Origin of the sequence: Niallia nealsonii (genome assembly GCF_002835805.1) — a bacterium.
GTDB classification, from domain to species: domain Bacteria; phylum Bacillota; class Bacilli; order Bacillales; family Cytobacillaceae; genus Niallia; species Niallia nealsonii.
In genome coordinates, this window is sequence record NZ_PISE01000069.1 from 1 (window position 1) to 15,754 (window position 15,754).

11 protein-coding genes are annotated in these 15,754 nt (G+C 37.1%); 10 read left to right on the top strand and 1 reads right to left on the bottom strand.

Annotation, left to right across the window (positions count from 1 at the left end; translation table 11 throughout):
- The first annotated feature begins 280 nt into the window (after positions 1-280).
- Positions 281-1,249: a nuclease-related domain-containing protein gene (locus CWS01_RS21490; RefSeq protein WP_101179535.1), complete on the top strand. Its 969-nt coding sequence runs from the start codon at positions 281-283 to the stop codon at positions 1,247-1,249.
- A gap of 40 nt (positions 1,250-1,289) precedes the next feature.
- Here CWS01_RS21490 and CWS01_RS21495 read toward each other — a convergent pair whose 3' ends face one another.
- Positions 1,290-2,930, bottom strand: coding sequence for a PucR family transcriptional regulator (locus CWS01_RS21495; protein ID WP_168714442.1), 1,641 nt, complete (start codon positions 2,928-2,930; stop codon positions 1,290-1,292).
- A 287-nt stretch (positions 2,931-3,217) separates the two neighbouring features.
- Between CWS01_RS21495 and CWS01_RS21500 the strand changes: the two genes are divergently transcribed.
- The 9 genes from CWS01_RS21500 to ggt all read left to right on the top strand — a co-directional run bounded on the left by CWS01_RS21500 (position 3,218) and on the right by ggt (position 15,641).
- On the top strand, positions 3,218-4,582 hold the full coding sequence (locus tag CWS01_RS21500; RefSeq protein ID WP_101179539.1) for an aspartate aminotransferase family protein: 1,365 nt from the start codon (positions 3,218-3,220) through the stop codon (positions 4,580-4,582).
- 655 nt (positions 4,583-5,237) lie between these two features.
- Positions 5,238-6,599 carry an NAD(P)-dependent oxidoreductase gene (locus CWS01_RS21510; RefSeq protein ID WP_101179543.1) on the top strand — a complete coding sequence of 454 codons (1,362 nt, stop codon included), beginning with the start codon at positions 5,238-5,240 and terminating at the stop codon, positions 6,597-6,599.
- 25 nt (positions 6,600-6,624) lie between these two features.
- Positions 6,625-7,908 carry an NAD-dependent dihydropyrimidine dehydrogenase subunit PreA gene (gene preA, locus CWS01_RS21515; RefSeq protein ID WP_101179545.1) on the top strand — a complete coding sequence of 428 codons (1,284 nt, stop codon included), beginning with the start codon at positions 6,625-6,627 and terminating at the stop codon, positions 7,906-7,908.
- 27 nt (positions 7,909-7,935) lie between these two features.
- Positions 7,936-9,354 (top strand): dihydropyrimidinase, encoded by a 1,419-nt coding sequence (hydA, locus tag CWS01_RS21520; protein WP_101179547.1) that lies wholly within the window; start codon positions 7,936-7,938, stop codon positions 9,352-9,354.
- Between the two features lie 161 nt (positions 9,355-9,515).
- On the top strand, positions 9,516-10,994 hold the full coding sequence (locus tag CWS01_RS21525) for an NCS1 family transporter (RefSeq protein WP_101179549.1): 1,479 nt from the start codon (positions 9,516-9,518) through the stop codon (positions 10,992-10,994).
- Positions 10,995-11,017: 23 nt separating this feature from the next.
- A complete protein-coding gene (locus CWS01_RS21530) occupies positions 11,018-11,272 on the top strand; it encodes a hypothetical protein (protein ID WP_101179551.1) in 255 nt (84 codons plus the stop codon).
- A 16-nt stretch (positions 11,273-11,288) separates the two neighbouring features.
- Positions 11,289-12,521: a Zn-dependent hydrolase gene (locus CWS01_RS21535; protein WP_101179553.1), complete on the top strand. Its 1,233-nt coding sequence runs from the start codon at positions 11,289-11,291 to the stop codon at positions 12,519-12,521.
- A gap of 304 nt (positions 12,522-12,825) precedes the next feature.
- A complete protein-coding gene (locus tag CWS01_RS21540) occupies positions 12,826-14,064 on the top strand; it encodes an MFS transporter (protein ID WP_101179555.1) in 1,239 nt (412 codons plus the stop codon).
- Positions 14,061-15,641, top strand: coding sequence for a gamma-glutamyltransferase (gene ggt, locus CWS01_RS21545; protein ID WP_101179556.1), 1,581 nt, complete (start codon positions 14,061-14,063; stop codon positions 15,639-15,641). The genes CWS01_RS21540 and ggt overlap by 4 nt, the downstream gene beginning before the upstream one ends.
- The last annotated feature ends 113 nt before the right edge of the window (positions 15,642-15,754 follow it).

A 15,754-nucleotide genomic window follows, 5' to 3' on the forward strand; every position in this document is an offset into this window, starting at 1 on the left:
AGAAAGGCGAAATCGATAAAAAAGGAGCTGGAATTGATAAAAAGAGGGCGCGTAAAAGAAGAGCAGAACTGAATCGATAAAAAGAAAGGCGAAATCGATAAAAAAGGAGCTGGAATTGATAAAAAGAGGAGTCACAAAAGGGATGTCAACTAAGATTCATAAAAAATCACCTAGAGAATTTATACATATGTACCCTTTTGCAAAGTTTTAGCCAATAAGCAGGATTATTCTGGCATGTTGCCGAAAAAGGTTACTGCAAATATAGGAAAGGAGCGACTATATGATTATAAAAGAACGCAAAGAACCTCTTATTCTGCGTCAATTATTGGCCCTAAAAAAAAGACTTCCTTCTAATCACCCAAAACTGCCTTCCATTAATGACTATATTAAGAGGTACTCTGCAGGTTATAAAGGAGAATGCTCTATCGATTATTATTTAAGTTTGCTAGATGAAAAAAAATATTATATTTTGCATGATTTACGCTTAGCCGATCCTCCGAACCATTTCCAAATGGACACTCTAATTTTATCAAAAAAATTTGCATTAATATTAGAAGTGAAAAATTTCAGAGGTGAATTGTATTTTGATTCAATCTTCCATCAGCTTATTCAAAAGAAAGAAGATGAAATAAAAGTTTTTGCTGATCCTTTGCTGCAGTTGCAGAGGCAGGAAAACCAATTAGAAAAATGGCTCTTAAATAATGGTTTTAATACGTTCCCTATCTTCTCCGCAGTTGTTATTGCAAATACCCAAACAAAAATCAGCACAGATCAAGACAATACACATGTCGGAGAAAAGGTTATTCACCGCGAATTTATTCCCGCTAAATTAAAGCAACTAGAAAAATTAAGTCAAACTATTTTTCTTCAAGAAAAGGAATTAAAAAGACTAACCAAACTCATACGAAAACAGCACACTCCCCACTATTCCTCTGTTCTCGAAAAATTTCAGATTAATGAAGCAGAACTGCTGAAAGGAGTTAGATGTCCTAGTTGCAGTAAATTGCCGTTATTAAGAATTCATAGCAATTGGTACTGCAAACAGTGTCATTCCAAACATAAGGATGCTCATTTACAGAGTTTACAAGAATATTATCTTTTAATTAACTCCTCTATTACAAGCAGTAAATTAAGGGGATTTATCCAAATCTCTTCCTATCCACTTGCCACACGAATTTTAAAATCACTTCATCTTCCTAGTTTTGGAATAACAAAAGGCAAAGTGTATCAACTGAAAGATAAAGAATAAGGATTAACTAGTCTTTAAAACATTCAATAGAGGTAAGCTATTATAATTTCTCGCTTATCTCTATAGTTTCTTGATTATGCTCTAAATAATAGCCATGTATGGCTACTTCCAATGCAAGTCTATTAACAGGTTTCAAAAAGTTAGCCCCCAGCAATAACTTTAGTTTTTCAATCCGATGATAAAGTGTTTGTCTAACAATAAATAATCGCTCGGCAGCTTCTTTTTTGGAAGCATTGCATTCTAAATAAATAGCAAGTGTTTTAAGAAGCTCACTGTCATTTTGCTTATCATACTCAAGAACTTTTCCTAGATAATAGGCTATATAGTCTTTTAAAGCATCTGTTTTACAAAGGGGGAGGAGCAGACGATATATCCCCATTTCATCAAAAAAATGGGTATGTGATATATTTCTATTTTTTAAAGATAAAACATATCTTGCTTCTTCGTAACCTTTGCTGATGGAAGAGATTTGAAAACAAAGGGAACTAATCCCTAAAAAAGCAGTAGGAAAGTAACCTGGATTTATATTTAAGAGAGTATCTAAAACCTGATTCCACTTATCTCTTTCTGTATGTAGTTGGACAGAAGGCGGCATAAAAACAATAGCTATTATTTCATGGGACCGTACAGATAAAAGTGTATAAAAACCAGTTTTATTTAATAAAGATCGCAGCATCATCGAAATTTGAATTTTTTTCTCTTCCCAGTGGGGATGGTTAGAGTCGATTGGATTTTCTCTTAATCCAAAGCAAATGACCCGAAGCGGGGCCTTTAAATATTGAATAGGAAAAATAGAACTAAATTGTTCATATTCAAATGTGCTCTCTAAAAGAAGAGCACGAACTAAATCATCTTCCAAGTTTTGTTTTCGTTCCTCTATCGTACGGAAGCGCAGCAATATTTGTGAAATCGCAATAGCTGCACGATCTAATACTAGGGTATAAAAGTCGTTTGATGAAGGATCGAAAGCCTCAAGGAAAAGATACCCCCAGATTTGGTCAAACACACAAACTGGAACGACAACAAAAGTTTGGTGCTTAATCCAAATGAAACGTTGATTGAAAATATTCTCCTCATTTTCTTCTAAAAAATTTCGGATGGAGCATTCTACTAGTTTCTGATCAGATGGAAAGTAGTACTTTTCTGAAGCATGGCCGAAAAAAAAGGCAGGCTGCTGAAAATAATGATAAAGTTCTTGCAAAATTTTTAAAATGCCATTTGGCTGTAAAGATTGCTGATTAAATTTAGTAGAAAGACGGTCTAAATCTGTAATGATCTGATGATGGCGATTAATAATTAAGGTATGAAGGTCATGGGTAATCTCCACAAATTTCACTGTTTGTTCAAATATAATAATTGGATAATCATGGTTTTCTGCGAGTGAAAGAACAGCTTCAGATAAGCTTTTCACAGAGGTTTCCATTTCAATACAAAGACAAGCGGTGTTAAGGTCAATCAGCTTTTTTACATAGTCGAGTTGGTGTTGTTCATCAAATTGAAGGTTTATTCCTGTTGTTAAAATAAGCTCCCCGCCATTTACAAACATATCAATATCTTTTACTTCTAGAATATGAGACCATGTAATCTTTCTATTGACGCCGTTTTTTCCTGCTATTATTTTTGCGCAGTTAAATAGTGGACGCTTTAACACATCTTGAACGGTTAATTCAATCTCCTTCATGACAGATCCTCCCATTATCCCGCAAAAGCCTGATATAAAAGTAGACAGATGTCCTATGGCAACATCTGTGTGGCTTATAGCCTATCTTTTCACTCAAGGAGCAATCAGCGGAACATCGCCACTAATTGAAGTTTCACCTTATGTTAAAAAGTGGGCTATAGCTTTTTACATAATGTAACATGAAAATTTTTATAATTATCTGTAAATTAAATACTATCTTAGTCATAATCCTTACGTCAATGAATACAATCCAAAATGCAGGTTTCTTATGAAAGGGAGAATGAGAAATGGAAAAGATAAAAACCATGTCATTAGTTGAAAAAGATCAAAAGAATGTGTGGCATCATATTTCCCCATATGTGGAAGAAAAGCCAGCAATGATTGCGGTGAAAGGGGAAGGGGCCTGGCTGACAGATTATGACGGCAATAAATATTTAGATGCAATGAGCGGTCTTTGGTGTGTCAATATCGGCTATGGAAGAGAGGAACTAGCAAAAGCTGCTTATGAGCAAATGAAAGAATTATGTTATATGCCAATGACACAAAGCCATGTACCAGCAATTGAACTTGCTGAAAAGATAAATGAGTGGTTAGAAGGCGATTATATGATTTTTTATTCCAACAGTGGATCGGATGCAAATGAAGTTGCCTTTAAATTAATCCGCCAATACCATCAGCAAAATGGGGAACCGAATCGCTATAAATTTATTTCAAGACACCGTGCATATCATGGGAATTCGATGGGAGCATTGTCGGCAACCGGACAGGCGCTGCGCAAATATAAATATGAACCACTTGCAAGCGGTTTTCTTCATGTTTCACCGCCAGATTCTTATCGTCGACCGGAAAATATGACAGTGGAAGAATTTAATATAATGCGAGCAGAGGAATTGGAGCAGAAAATTATCTGGGAGCAAAAAGAAACCATTGCAGGAATTATTATGGAGCCCCTTATTACAGGTGGAGGCGTGCTTATTCCTCATCCAGTTTATATGGAAAAGGTTCAAGAGATATGTCAGAAATATGGGGTGTTATTAATTATTGATGAAGTGATTTGCGGATTTGGACGAACAGGCAAAAAATTTGGGCACCAGCATTTTCAGATAAAACCAGACGTTGTGACAATGGCAAAAGGGCTAACAAGCGCCTATCTTCCTTTATCTGTTACAGCTGTTAAAAAAGAGATTTTTGAAAAATTTAAAGGCAGTGAAGAGAACTTGCATTTCCGCCATATCAATACATTTGGGGGCAATCCCTCAGCTTGTGCGGTTGCTTTGAAAAACCTAGAAATTATGGAGAAAGAAAATTTGGTTGCAAAATCTGCTGAGAGTGGCGAATTTTTACTGCAAAGTTTACAGCCGTTAGCCAAAACTCATCCAAATGTAGGAGATATTCGTGGAATTGGCATGATTATTGGCATGGAATTAGTAGCGAGCAAACAGACTAAAAAACCTGTTTCTCCTGATTTTATCGGCAAAATTATTCAGAATTGTAAGCAGGAAGGCTTAATTGTCGGCAAAAATGGGGATACAGTGGATGGTTTTAATAATATTTTAACATTAAGTCCACCATTGTCCTGTACGAAAGAGGATCTTGAGTTGATTGTATCAGTGTTAAAAAAGGTATTGGCTGAAAATCAATATATAATGTAAGGATGAATAGGGATAAATAGAGAACTTTTGTTTGCCCCTTTTTATTTGTTGGCTGTTTTCGTAAACTTTTTTGCTTTTAAAGGAGTAGGTTGATTTCCGTTCCAGGATGCTCGCTTTCCGTGGGGCGGGCGGTGAGCCTCCTTGGCGTATCGCCTGTGGGGTCTCACCTGTCCCGCTAATCCCACAGGAGTCTCGCACCTTTCACTCCAATCAACTTGTTTTAACCATGGATTAACTCATTGAAACTATCCGAAAAACAACCATATTTTAGCAAGTAGACTGTTTGTTAGAAGATATTACAAAATAATGTAAAAATTCAAAAATATTGTTTACTATCAAGAAATATCCATTTATAATAAGCAGTATTCTCGAATAAATTCTTCCGATTTACCGTAAATGTAAAAAAACTTACATGAAATCTTCGCGATGAAATAAACATTACACCCCTTCATCTTAGAAAATATACAAGTTCACTTATAGCAACATTGTAGATTTTCTTCATCAATCAAACTGTGAAATGTACTTTATACAGACATCTATTTTTCCAAAATGTAAAAATTCAAAATATGTTGCATTAAAAGCTTTACATAATCTGTAGAGTCTTTTTTCCATAAATAAATGGTTTTGCAAAACGAAAAGCATAAGGAGGTTTTTTATGAAACAACCGAACAGCTTACTTTTGGATTTGATAAAAAACTTTGAGGAAGTTGAGCTTAGTTTAACAAAACAGGAAGCAATAGAGGAAGCGAATCGCTGTCTTTATTGCTATGATGCACCCTGTATTACAGCATGTCCAACTGGCATTAATATTCCTAGCTTTATTAAAAAAATTTCATCAGGCAATTTAAAAGGTTCAGCAAAAAAAATTATGGCGGCCAATCCTGTAGGTGCAAGCTGTTCCCGTGTTTGTCCCACAGAGGAATTGTGCGAGGGGGCCTGTGTGTTAAATCATTCTACAAAACCAATTATGATTGGCAATCTGCAGAGATATGCAACAGATTGGGCGATAAAAAATGATCAAACCTTATTTAAAGCAGGCAAACCAATTGGCAAAACGGTTGCAATAGTCGGTGGGGGACCTGCGGGATTATCTGCGGCAAGAGAGCTCGCTCTACTTGGCTATCAGGTTACCATTTTTGAAGCGGAAGAAAATGCAGGCGGCTTAAATACGTACGGCATTGTCTCCTTTAGACTGCCGAAGGAAATTTCTTATTGGGAAGTAGAACAAGTTAAACGTGTGAATGTGGAGATACGAACAAATACAAGAGTTGGGAAAGATATTTCTGTCGATGAGATTATGTCCAGTTATGATTCTGTATTGCTTGCGATTGGCATGTCACATGTTCCTAATTTAGGGCTGAAAGGAGAAGATTTAGCAGGTGTTTATGATGCAATTGAGTTTGTAAAAGATACAAAAACAAATCCAATAACAGATCAATTTGTCGGCAAAAAAGTAGCTGTTATTGGCGCTGGAAATACAGCCATTGATGCAGCAACTTGTTCTGTTCGTCTTGGTGCTGCTAATGTCAAGATTTTATATAGACGGACAGAGGAAGAAATGACTGCATATGACTTTGAATACGAATTTGCCAAACAGGATGGAGTGGAATTTAGATGGCTTACGGCGCCGAAGGAAATTACTGGAGAATCAGGGCAAGTAAAAGCGTTGGAATGTGTCAAGATGTCTCTTGGTAATCCTGGTGAGGATGGAAGATTACGCCCAGTTCCTATGGAAGGTTCTGAGTTCACGTTAGATATAGATGTAGTGATTAAAGCAATTGGCCAATCTCGATATGTAAATTTAATAGAGGAATTTCAGCTAGAGCATGATGAAGGAATTGTGAAGATCAACCCAAGCTCTTATCAAACAACTAACCCGAAAGTATTTGCATGCGGGGATGTTATTTTTGGAAAAGGACAGGGGGATGCAATGGTTGTATCAGCAGCACAGCAAGGCAAGGAAAGTGCTTATGCCATTCATCAAATATTAGCTGCAAAAGGAGTAGAAACAGCATAACAAAAAGATGTTAGGAGGCTGATTTATGGCAGATTTACGGACAAATTTAGCAGGAATACAATCACCGAATCCTTTTTGGTTAGCATCCGCACCTCCAACTAACTCTGGCTATCAAGTGCAGCGGGCATTTGAAGCAGGATGGGGTGGAGCCGTGTGGAAAACGTTAGGAGATCCTATTTTAAATGTTTCTTCCCGATTTGCAGCAGTCAGCTTTAACGGGCAAAGGGTAGCTGGCTTCAATAATATTGAATTGATTACAGACCGGCCTTTGGATGTGAATTTAAAGGAAATATATGAAACGAAAAAAAGATTTCCGAACCATGCTATTATCGCTTCTTTAATGGTAGAGCCAAAGCAAGAAAAATGGCATGAAATCGTTAAAAAAGTGGAAGCAGTCGGAGTAGATGGATTGGAATTAAATTTTGGTTGTCCACATGGCATGGCAGAAAGGGGAATGGGTTCTGCTTCTGGGCAAGTGCCAGAATTGGTGGAAAAACAGACGTATTGGGCAAAAGAAGCAGCAAAAACGCCGGTTATTGTGAAATTAACACCAAATATTACGGATATCACAGCAACTGCGGAGGCAGCAGCCAATGGCGGGGCAGATGCAATTAGCATGATTAATACGATAAATAGCTTGGCTGGTGTGGATATTGATACATGGGATACAATTCCACATGTTGCCGGCAAGGGAGCGCACGGTGGATATTGTGGGCCTGCCGTTAAACCAATTGCCCTTCATATGGTAGGAGAATGTGCCAGAAATCCAAGAATTAATGTGCCGATTTCTGGAATTGGCGGTATTTCTACATGGAGGGACGCAGTGGAATTTATGCTGATGGGTTCAACAAGTGTACAGGTGTGTACTGCGGCGATGCATCATGGCTTTCGGATAGTGGAGGATATGATAGAAGGATTAGATCATTATTTAGAGGAAAAGGGAATTGCCTCAGTGGCAGACTTGATCGGAAAATCGGTAGCAAGATATTCGGATTGGGGAGATTTAGACCTGAATTATCAAGTGGTGGCAAAAATCAATAATGATGTCTGCATTAACTGCAATAAATGCCATATCGCCTGTGAAGATACGTCTCACCAGTGCATTGATATGCTAAAAGATGGGAATGGAAAAAGCTATTTAAGAGTAAGAGAAGAAGATTGTGTTGGCTGTAATTTATGTTCGATTGTCTGTCCTGTAGATGGAGCGATAGATATGGTAGAAGTAGCCAATGGATTGCCGTCGATGACTTGGAATGAGCGTCAAGCTGCCTTTGGTGCCTTCCATGCTTCGAGTGTATTAAATAAATAGTAGGGAGCAAGAAAGGATGGATGAAAAATGAAAAAAATTATTAAAAACGGCACCATTGTAACAGCTACGGATACATACAAAGGAGACATCTGCATAGAAGACGGAGTCATTACACAAATTGGCGAGAATCTAATGGATATTGACGGAGAAGTAATTGACGCAAAAGGCTGTCTTTTGTTTCCTGGAGGAATTGATCCACATACCCATTTAGATATGCCATTTGGGGGCACTATGACAAAAGATAATTTTGAAACAGGAACGATTGCCGCTGCTTTTGGCGGAACCACAACGGTTATTGATTTTTGTTTAACAACAAAAGGAAATACATTAAAAAGTGCAGTAGATACTTGGCATAAAAAGGCAGATAGTAAAGCAGTCATTGATTATGGATTCCATTTGCAAATAGTTGAATCAAATGATGCGGTATTAAATGAACTGCCCAAAATGATTGAAGAGGAAGGGATTACTTCCCTTAAAGTATTTATGGCTTATAAGAACCAATTTCAGGCAGATGATGAAACACTTTTTCAAACACTTGTTGCAGGAAAAGAGTTGGGAGCACTTGTAATGGTGCATGCAGAAAACGGTGATGTGATTGATTATTTAGTAAAAAAAGCATTAAAGGAGGGAAATACAGATCCTATTTATCATGCTTTAACAAGGCCAGCTGAAGTGGAAGGGGAAGCAACGGGCAGAGCTGCGATATTAACGGATTTGGCAGATTCCCAGCTTTATGTGGTTCATGTGTCTTGTGAGGTTGCCGCAAAGAAAATAGCAGAAGCAAGAGGCAAAGGCATCGATATATGGGGAGAAACCTGCCCTCAATATTTAGTGCTTGATCAAACCTTTTTAGAGAAACCAAATTTTGAAGGAGCAAAATATGTTTGGAGCCCTCCCCTTCGTGAGAAATGGAACCAAGAAGCGCTTTGGAATGCGCTTAGAACAGGCCAGCTGCAAACAATTGGTTCTGATCAATGTTCCTTTGATTTTAAAGGACAAAAAGAACTAGGAAGAGGCGATTTCTCTAAAATTCCCAATGGGGGACCTATTATTGAAGATAGGGTAAGCATTCTTTTTTCAGAAGGGGTCAAAAAAGGAAGAATTTCTCTTAATCAGTTTGTAGATATTGTTTCCACAAGAGCAGCGAAATTATTTGGTCTCTATCCAAAAAAAGGAACAATTGCGATTGGAACAGATGCCGATATTGTTATTTTTGATCCAGAAGCAGAGCGAGTTATTTCTGCTGAAACCCATCATATGGCCGTCGATTACAATCCATTTGAGGGCATGGAAATTACAGGTGAACCAGTTTCTGTTCTATCAAGGGGGGAATTTGTGATTCGTGATAAACAATTTGTCGGAAAAGCTGGATCTGGTCAATTTATAAAACGAGCAAAATATGGGGAAAAACAAGTAGCGAAAAAAAACAAGCCATTAACGATGTAAACAGTGCAATCCGGCAGTTGAAAAAAATTACTTTCTATAGGCAATTTTTTTCAACTAGCCTAAAAAGGTTATTCTATTCTTATTGTTCAGTCAATGATAGCGAGAAAATTAGCTCTTAAATTTTTTCAATTTTTAGAATATAAAAGGATGGTGTAATCTCCATGCAAAAAGAAAACAATTATTTAAAATCACCTGATTTAATGCCGATTGGTCACAGTAAACGAACGATTGGATCATTTGGTTTTGCGGTTATTTGGGTAGGAATGGCAATTGTTTTAGCTGCATTTGCTATTGGAGGTGCTGCCATACAGCATTTGCCATTGGGATTGGTCATACTGGCAACATTGATAGGTTCTGTTGCAATTGGAATATTTATGACAATTATTGGTGATATCGGCGTAGAGCATGGACTTTCATTTCCCGTTTATATGAGGGCGCCATTTGGCACAATTGGGACACATATTCCCTCGATTGTCCGAGGAATTACGGCTTCTTGCTGGTTTGGCATCAATACTTATTTTGGCGCTACTGCTATTAATGCGATTATGAATATGTTATTTGGATTTGATAACTGGCTTGTTTGTTTTTTAGTGTTTGCGGCATTGCAGCTAATTAATACTTCTCTTGGCATTAAATCAATTGAACGTTTCGCTGATCTTGCAGCACCTGTTATTATTCTTATTTCTTGCTGGATGTATATTTCTTTATCTTCTGATGCAGTAGACCAAGGGAAAAATATTTGGTCATGGGTGGAAAGTCCTGTTGCAGGTGGAGCTGCTTTTACCGCCTTTATGGTAGTAGTAATGAGCAATATGGGTTTTTGGGCAACACTTGCGGCTGATATGCCTTCTTTGTCTCGATTTTTTAAAGCTCCTAAGCTTGAAAGAAACTGGTTTAAGCGAAATAAAACGCAATTATTAGGCAGTATTGTTGTGATGCCGATTGTTAATACATTTATGATTGTTATTGGGGCAGTTTCCTACATGGCCGTAGCAAATGCTGATCCCGTTGCAGCATTGCAAGAAACGGCAAGTGGCATTGTTCTTGGTGTATTAATGTTAATGATTGTACTTGCTCAATGGTCTACTAATACTTCTGCCAATATTATCCCTGCAGCAACGATATTCTCTAATGTAGGTGGGCCGAAAATGCCTTTTTGGGTAGGGGTTATCATAGCTGGAATTATTGGAGTGTTGGCGCAGCCTTGGAGTTTATTTGATGTTTTAAATAGTGCTCTCCTTGTTATTGGTGGGATTTTAAGCTCGATTGTTGGAATTTTGTTTGCTGATTATTACTTAATACGCAAAAGACGTGTGCATGTAAAAGATCTATATGAGACAAATGGCCAATTTAAATATATGAAAGGTTTTAATTTGGCAGGATTAATTGCGTGGGTTGTTGGTGGAGTCATTGCCAATATGCTTTCAACTTATTCCTCTATTGTTGGTTTTGTTGTCGGAGCAGCGTTGTATTATGTACTGGCAAAATATTGGTGGTTTAAAAAATATGAGCAGGCAGAGATAAGTGATCCAAGTGACGAAAAGTATTTAGGAATTACGGTTGGCCGAGATTGGGAAATTGATGGTTTGCTTGAAGATGAGGTAGTAATAGCAACAGATGCGGTAACAGATAGAGTTTAATAATAGGAAGGAGGAGTTAAGTTATGTCCGATTATCAGCAATTTTTGCAGGAGCGTGATCAAATAGACTTTTATTTGCAAAAAGGCTATTACATGAAAAATATCATAGAAGATTTAAATGGAACGACTGTGGAGTTTTCCAATAAACAGAATAATAGTGCCACTATTTATTTGACAACAGCAAATGCAAGAAAATACTTCTCCGTTAAGTTAATAGAACAGCGAAAAAATTGTATTGTGGATAAGGTTCCAAGTAATAAAATTCATTTTGGCAAATAGAAGGGAGATCGTTGAAATGGAAGGGCAAAAACTATTAATTAATGGAGAAAGATTAAAAGAATCATTAGAAAGATTCGCAGATTTCGGACGAACAAAAAATAATGGAGTTACAAGACTTGCTTTATCAGAACAAGACATAAAGGTAAGAGAATATTTTCGCAGCTGCTGTGAAGAAATTGGCATGACCATTACAGTAGATGATATGGGCTGTATGTATGCCACGTTAGCTGGAAAGGAAGAAAAATCGCCAATTGTTATGGGCTCTCATTTAGATACAGTGAAAAAAGGCGGAAGATTTGACGGTGTTTTAGGTGTAGCAGCGGGGTTGGAAGTTGTCCGAACACTTGTTGAGAATAATGTGCAATTGCGCTATCCATTTACGATTGTAAACTATACGAATGAAGAGGGTGCTAGATTTGAGCCTTCTATGATGGCATCGGGAGTTCTCACAGGAAAGTTTGATAAACAAATAATGATGGAGAAAAAAGATATAGATGGAATTACATTTAAAGAAGCTCTGGAAAAGAGTGGATACGATGGTGAGGTAGAGAATCGATTAACAGAAGCAGCTGCTGTTTTGGAATTGCATATTGAGCAAGGGCCTGTGTTAGAGGGAGAATCATTAACGATTGGAATAGTAGAATGTGTTGTTGGAATGGTTTGTTATGAAATTACTTTAACTGGAGAATCAGACCATGCAGGAACTACTCCTATGAATGTGCGCAAAGATGCTCTTTTTGCTGCTAATAATGTTATCTCTGCATTTCGAAGTAAACTTAGCAATTTGGACGAGGACTTAGTATATACAATGGGAAGAATGAACCTATTTCCAAATATCCATACTGTTATTCCAAATAAGGTCATATTTACTATAGAAGCGAGGCATAAGGAGCCTGCCATTATGAAGCAGGTAGAAGAAATTATTTTAGGAATAGAACATTCTACTTCTTTAGAGGGATGTATAATGGAAATGAAAAAGCAATGGGATCGAAAGACTGTCTGGTTTGATGAAGAACTTCTTGAAAGTTTGGAAAAATCTATTGCGTCCCTTGGGTATTCTTATAAAAAAATGGCGAGTGGTGCGGGCCATGATGCCCAATTTGTGGCAAGTATCTGTCCAACAGCGATGCTTTTTGTTCCAAGTCTGAATGGGAAAAGTCATTGTGAAGAAGAACTAACTACATGGGAGGATTGTGAAAAAGGAGTTAATGTGATGCTGGAAACCGTATTAGAGATTGATAAAAAATAATTAGTAAAAACCTTAATTAGATAATAAACTATCTGTTATCTAATTAAGGTTTTTTTTTTCGTTGTGGTATATTTAGGGGATTTTGTTAGAAAAGATAACGATGTGTAAGTAGTAATGATAAGAAAGGGTTATCAATTAAACGTTTTGTTTGTTTATTACAATATTTTTTTGCGAATCGTAATGGTTATATTAATATAGTTTACGAATGGAAAAATAGTATGTCAGATATTCTGACATAAAACGATTATTTATTGAATTATCATGTTACTATTATCTCAACTTTCAGATAAAGGGAGACTAGAACATGAAAAAAACACATCCTGCACTTGTAATCTTTTTATTCTTTTTAGGTTGGGTATTTATGTATGCTGACCGTAATATTTTATCTCCAGTTATGGGAAGCATCGGAGAAGAATGGAATCTTGATCAAACAAAGTTAGGTCTTATGGCAACTGTATTTTTTGCAGCATATGCATTTATGCAAATCCCAACAGGTTTTTTAGCGGATAAATTTGGACGAGTAAAAGTACTTGTTGTTGGTTTTATTGTTTTTGGTATTGGTACCTATTTAAGTGGGGCATCTACTACTTTTGGCATATTCTTAATGATGAGAGCATTAACTGGATTAGGAGAAGGAACATACTATGGTTCACAGTATGGCATATCTTCTACTATCACACCAAAAAAATATCGAGGACTTGTTTCAGCTATTATTAATAGTGGGATGGCATTTGGTATCTCGTTAGGATTTATGTCGTCAAGCTATTTTACTTATACTTTAAATAAAGGTTGGCAGTTCCCATTCTACGTGTTTGCCATTCCAACAATTCTTGTTGCAATCTTAATTGCTATTTTTGTTCGTGACGATTCGCATAAACAGAAAAAACAAGCTAATCAAACGCAAGAAAAAGTACCGATGAAGACTTTATTTACAAAAAATCATATTTTCGTTTATATTCTTATCTTCTGTTCTTTATATGGATTCTTTGGAATGTTGACATGGCTGCCATATTATTTGCAAACAGCAAGGGATATTGAAGCATCTCAAACAGGAATCATTTCTTCATTAGTACCATGGGCATCCATTCCTGGAGCAATTCTTTTCGGATTTTTATCAGATCGCATCAAAAGCAAAAAACCGCTTATTATTAGTTTGGCTTTTGCTGGAGCTATTTGTCAATTTGCTATCCCTTATACAGATAACTACAATTATTTGATTGTTGGATTATGTTTATATGGTTTGCTTGGAAAACTAGCGCTTGATCCTGTGTTGATTTCTTATATGGCTGATATTACACCGCCATCTATGTATTCTAGAGTATATGGATTTTTTAACTTTAGCGGCATGCTTTCTTCCATTTTTGCTCCATATATTACTGGATATTTCGCGGATAAAACAGGAAGTCTTGAATTTGGTTTTTATTTAGCAGGAGGATTATTAATTATCGGTGCCGTATTATTTATGTTTACAAGTGATAATCATGCAAAGGGTCAATCAGTTAAACCTATTAGCACAGTAAGAAAAGAGGGAAAATTAGCTTGAAGAAAGTAATTGTTGGTACAAAATCTATGGTGGTAAGTCCTCATTATTTAGCTTCACAAGCGGGAGAACATATTTTGGAAAAAGGTGGAAATGCCTTTGATGCTGCTGTTGCAGTCAGTGCTTGTTTAGCTGTTGTATATCCACATATGACTGGACTTGGGGGAGATTCTTTTTGGCTGACTTTTCAATCAGCTGAAAAGAAGGTTCGTGCCTATAATGGCAGCGGAAGATCCGGAAAAAATGCAACAAGAGATAAATATAAGGGGAAAGATTCTATCCCTTTTCGAGGAATTGAAAGTGTAATAACTGTTCCTGGTATGGTGGACAGCTGGGATGCCCTGCTAAAAGAATATGGAACAATGGAGCTTGCTGAAGTGCTCGAGCCTGCCATTGAATATGCAGAAAATGGTTTTCCCCTTTCTAATGACCAATGGGAAAATACAGTGAAAAATGCAGAGATGCTAAAAGAAAATCACGAAACGGCAGCGATATTTTTACCAGATGGAAAAGTGCCAGATAGATTCACTAGGTTTGTGCAAACAGATATTTCCAATACATTAAAGCAATTGGGAGAAAAAGGAAGAGATGACTTCTATTGCGGAGAGCTTGCAGAGCGGATTGTAGCAAGTTTGCAAGATAAAGGCGGATTATTGACCCTTGCTGATTTTGCAGAGCATAGTGGAGAATGGAGTGAGCCATTAACTGGCACCTACCGTGACTACACGATGTATCAAGTTCCACCAAATTCCCAAGGGTTTGTGGGATTAATGATTTTGAATATATTAGAAAACTTTGATTTATCGGAAATACAATATGGTTCTTATGAATATTATCATCTGTTGGTTGAAGCAATTAAAAGAAGTTTCCAAGATCGAAATGATTATTTAACAGACCCTGGCTTTCAAGATATCCCACTAGCAAAACTATTAAGCAAATCTTATGCAAAAGAAATGGCCTCATTGATTTCATTTGCTGCTGCTGGGGATATAACAAGCAGGCCGGTTGGAAGCGACACGGCACATGCCGCTGTTGTAGATAAGGATGGAAATGCCGTTTCCTTTATTCAGAGTTTATACTTTGAATTTGGTTCTGGGGTGGTTGCAGGAACTACAGGAATCACCATGCAAAATAGAGGTTCTTTTTTTAGCCTTGACCCAGCACATGTAAATACATTAGAGCCGAAAAAGCGGACATTTCATACATTGATGCCAGCGATGGCTTTTAAAGATGATAAACCATATGTGTTGTATGGCACTCAAGGAGGGGAAGGGCAGCCACAAACACAAACACTTATGATCACAAGGATATTAGATTATGGAATGGATCCTCAGACAGCTATTAATGAACCAAGATTTGTATGGGGAAGAACATGGGGAGAGAAAACCCAAGAATTGAAAATAGAAAGCAGAGTTTCACAAGATGTGTTGGAACAATTGCAGAAGTCTGGACATCTGGTTAATCGTGTTGAAGCATATGATGGAATTGTTGGACATGCGAATGCTATTTTAATAGATGAACAAGGATATTTATATGGTGGAGTAGACCCAAGAAGTGATGGTGCTGCTGTAGGTCGATAGCAAACAAACCATAAAGCTGTATGCCAAAGATGATCTGACCCAAAAAAGTTAGACAAATAATTCAAGCGGCTTCCAAGATCTGAGTCCGGTATTGTATTGGACTCAGATCTTTT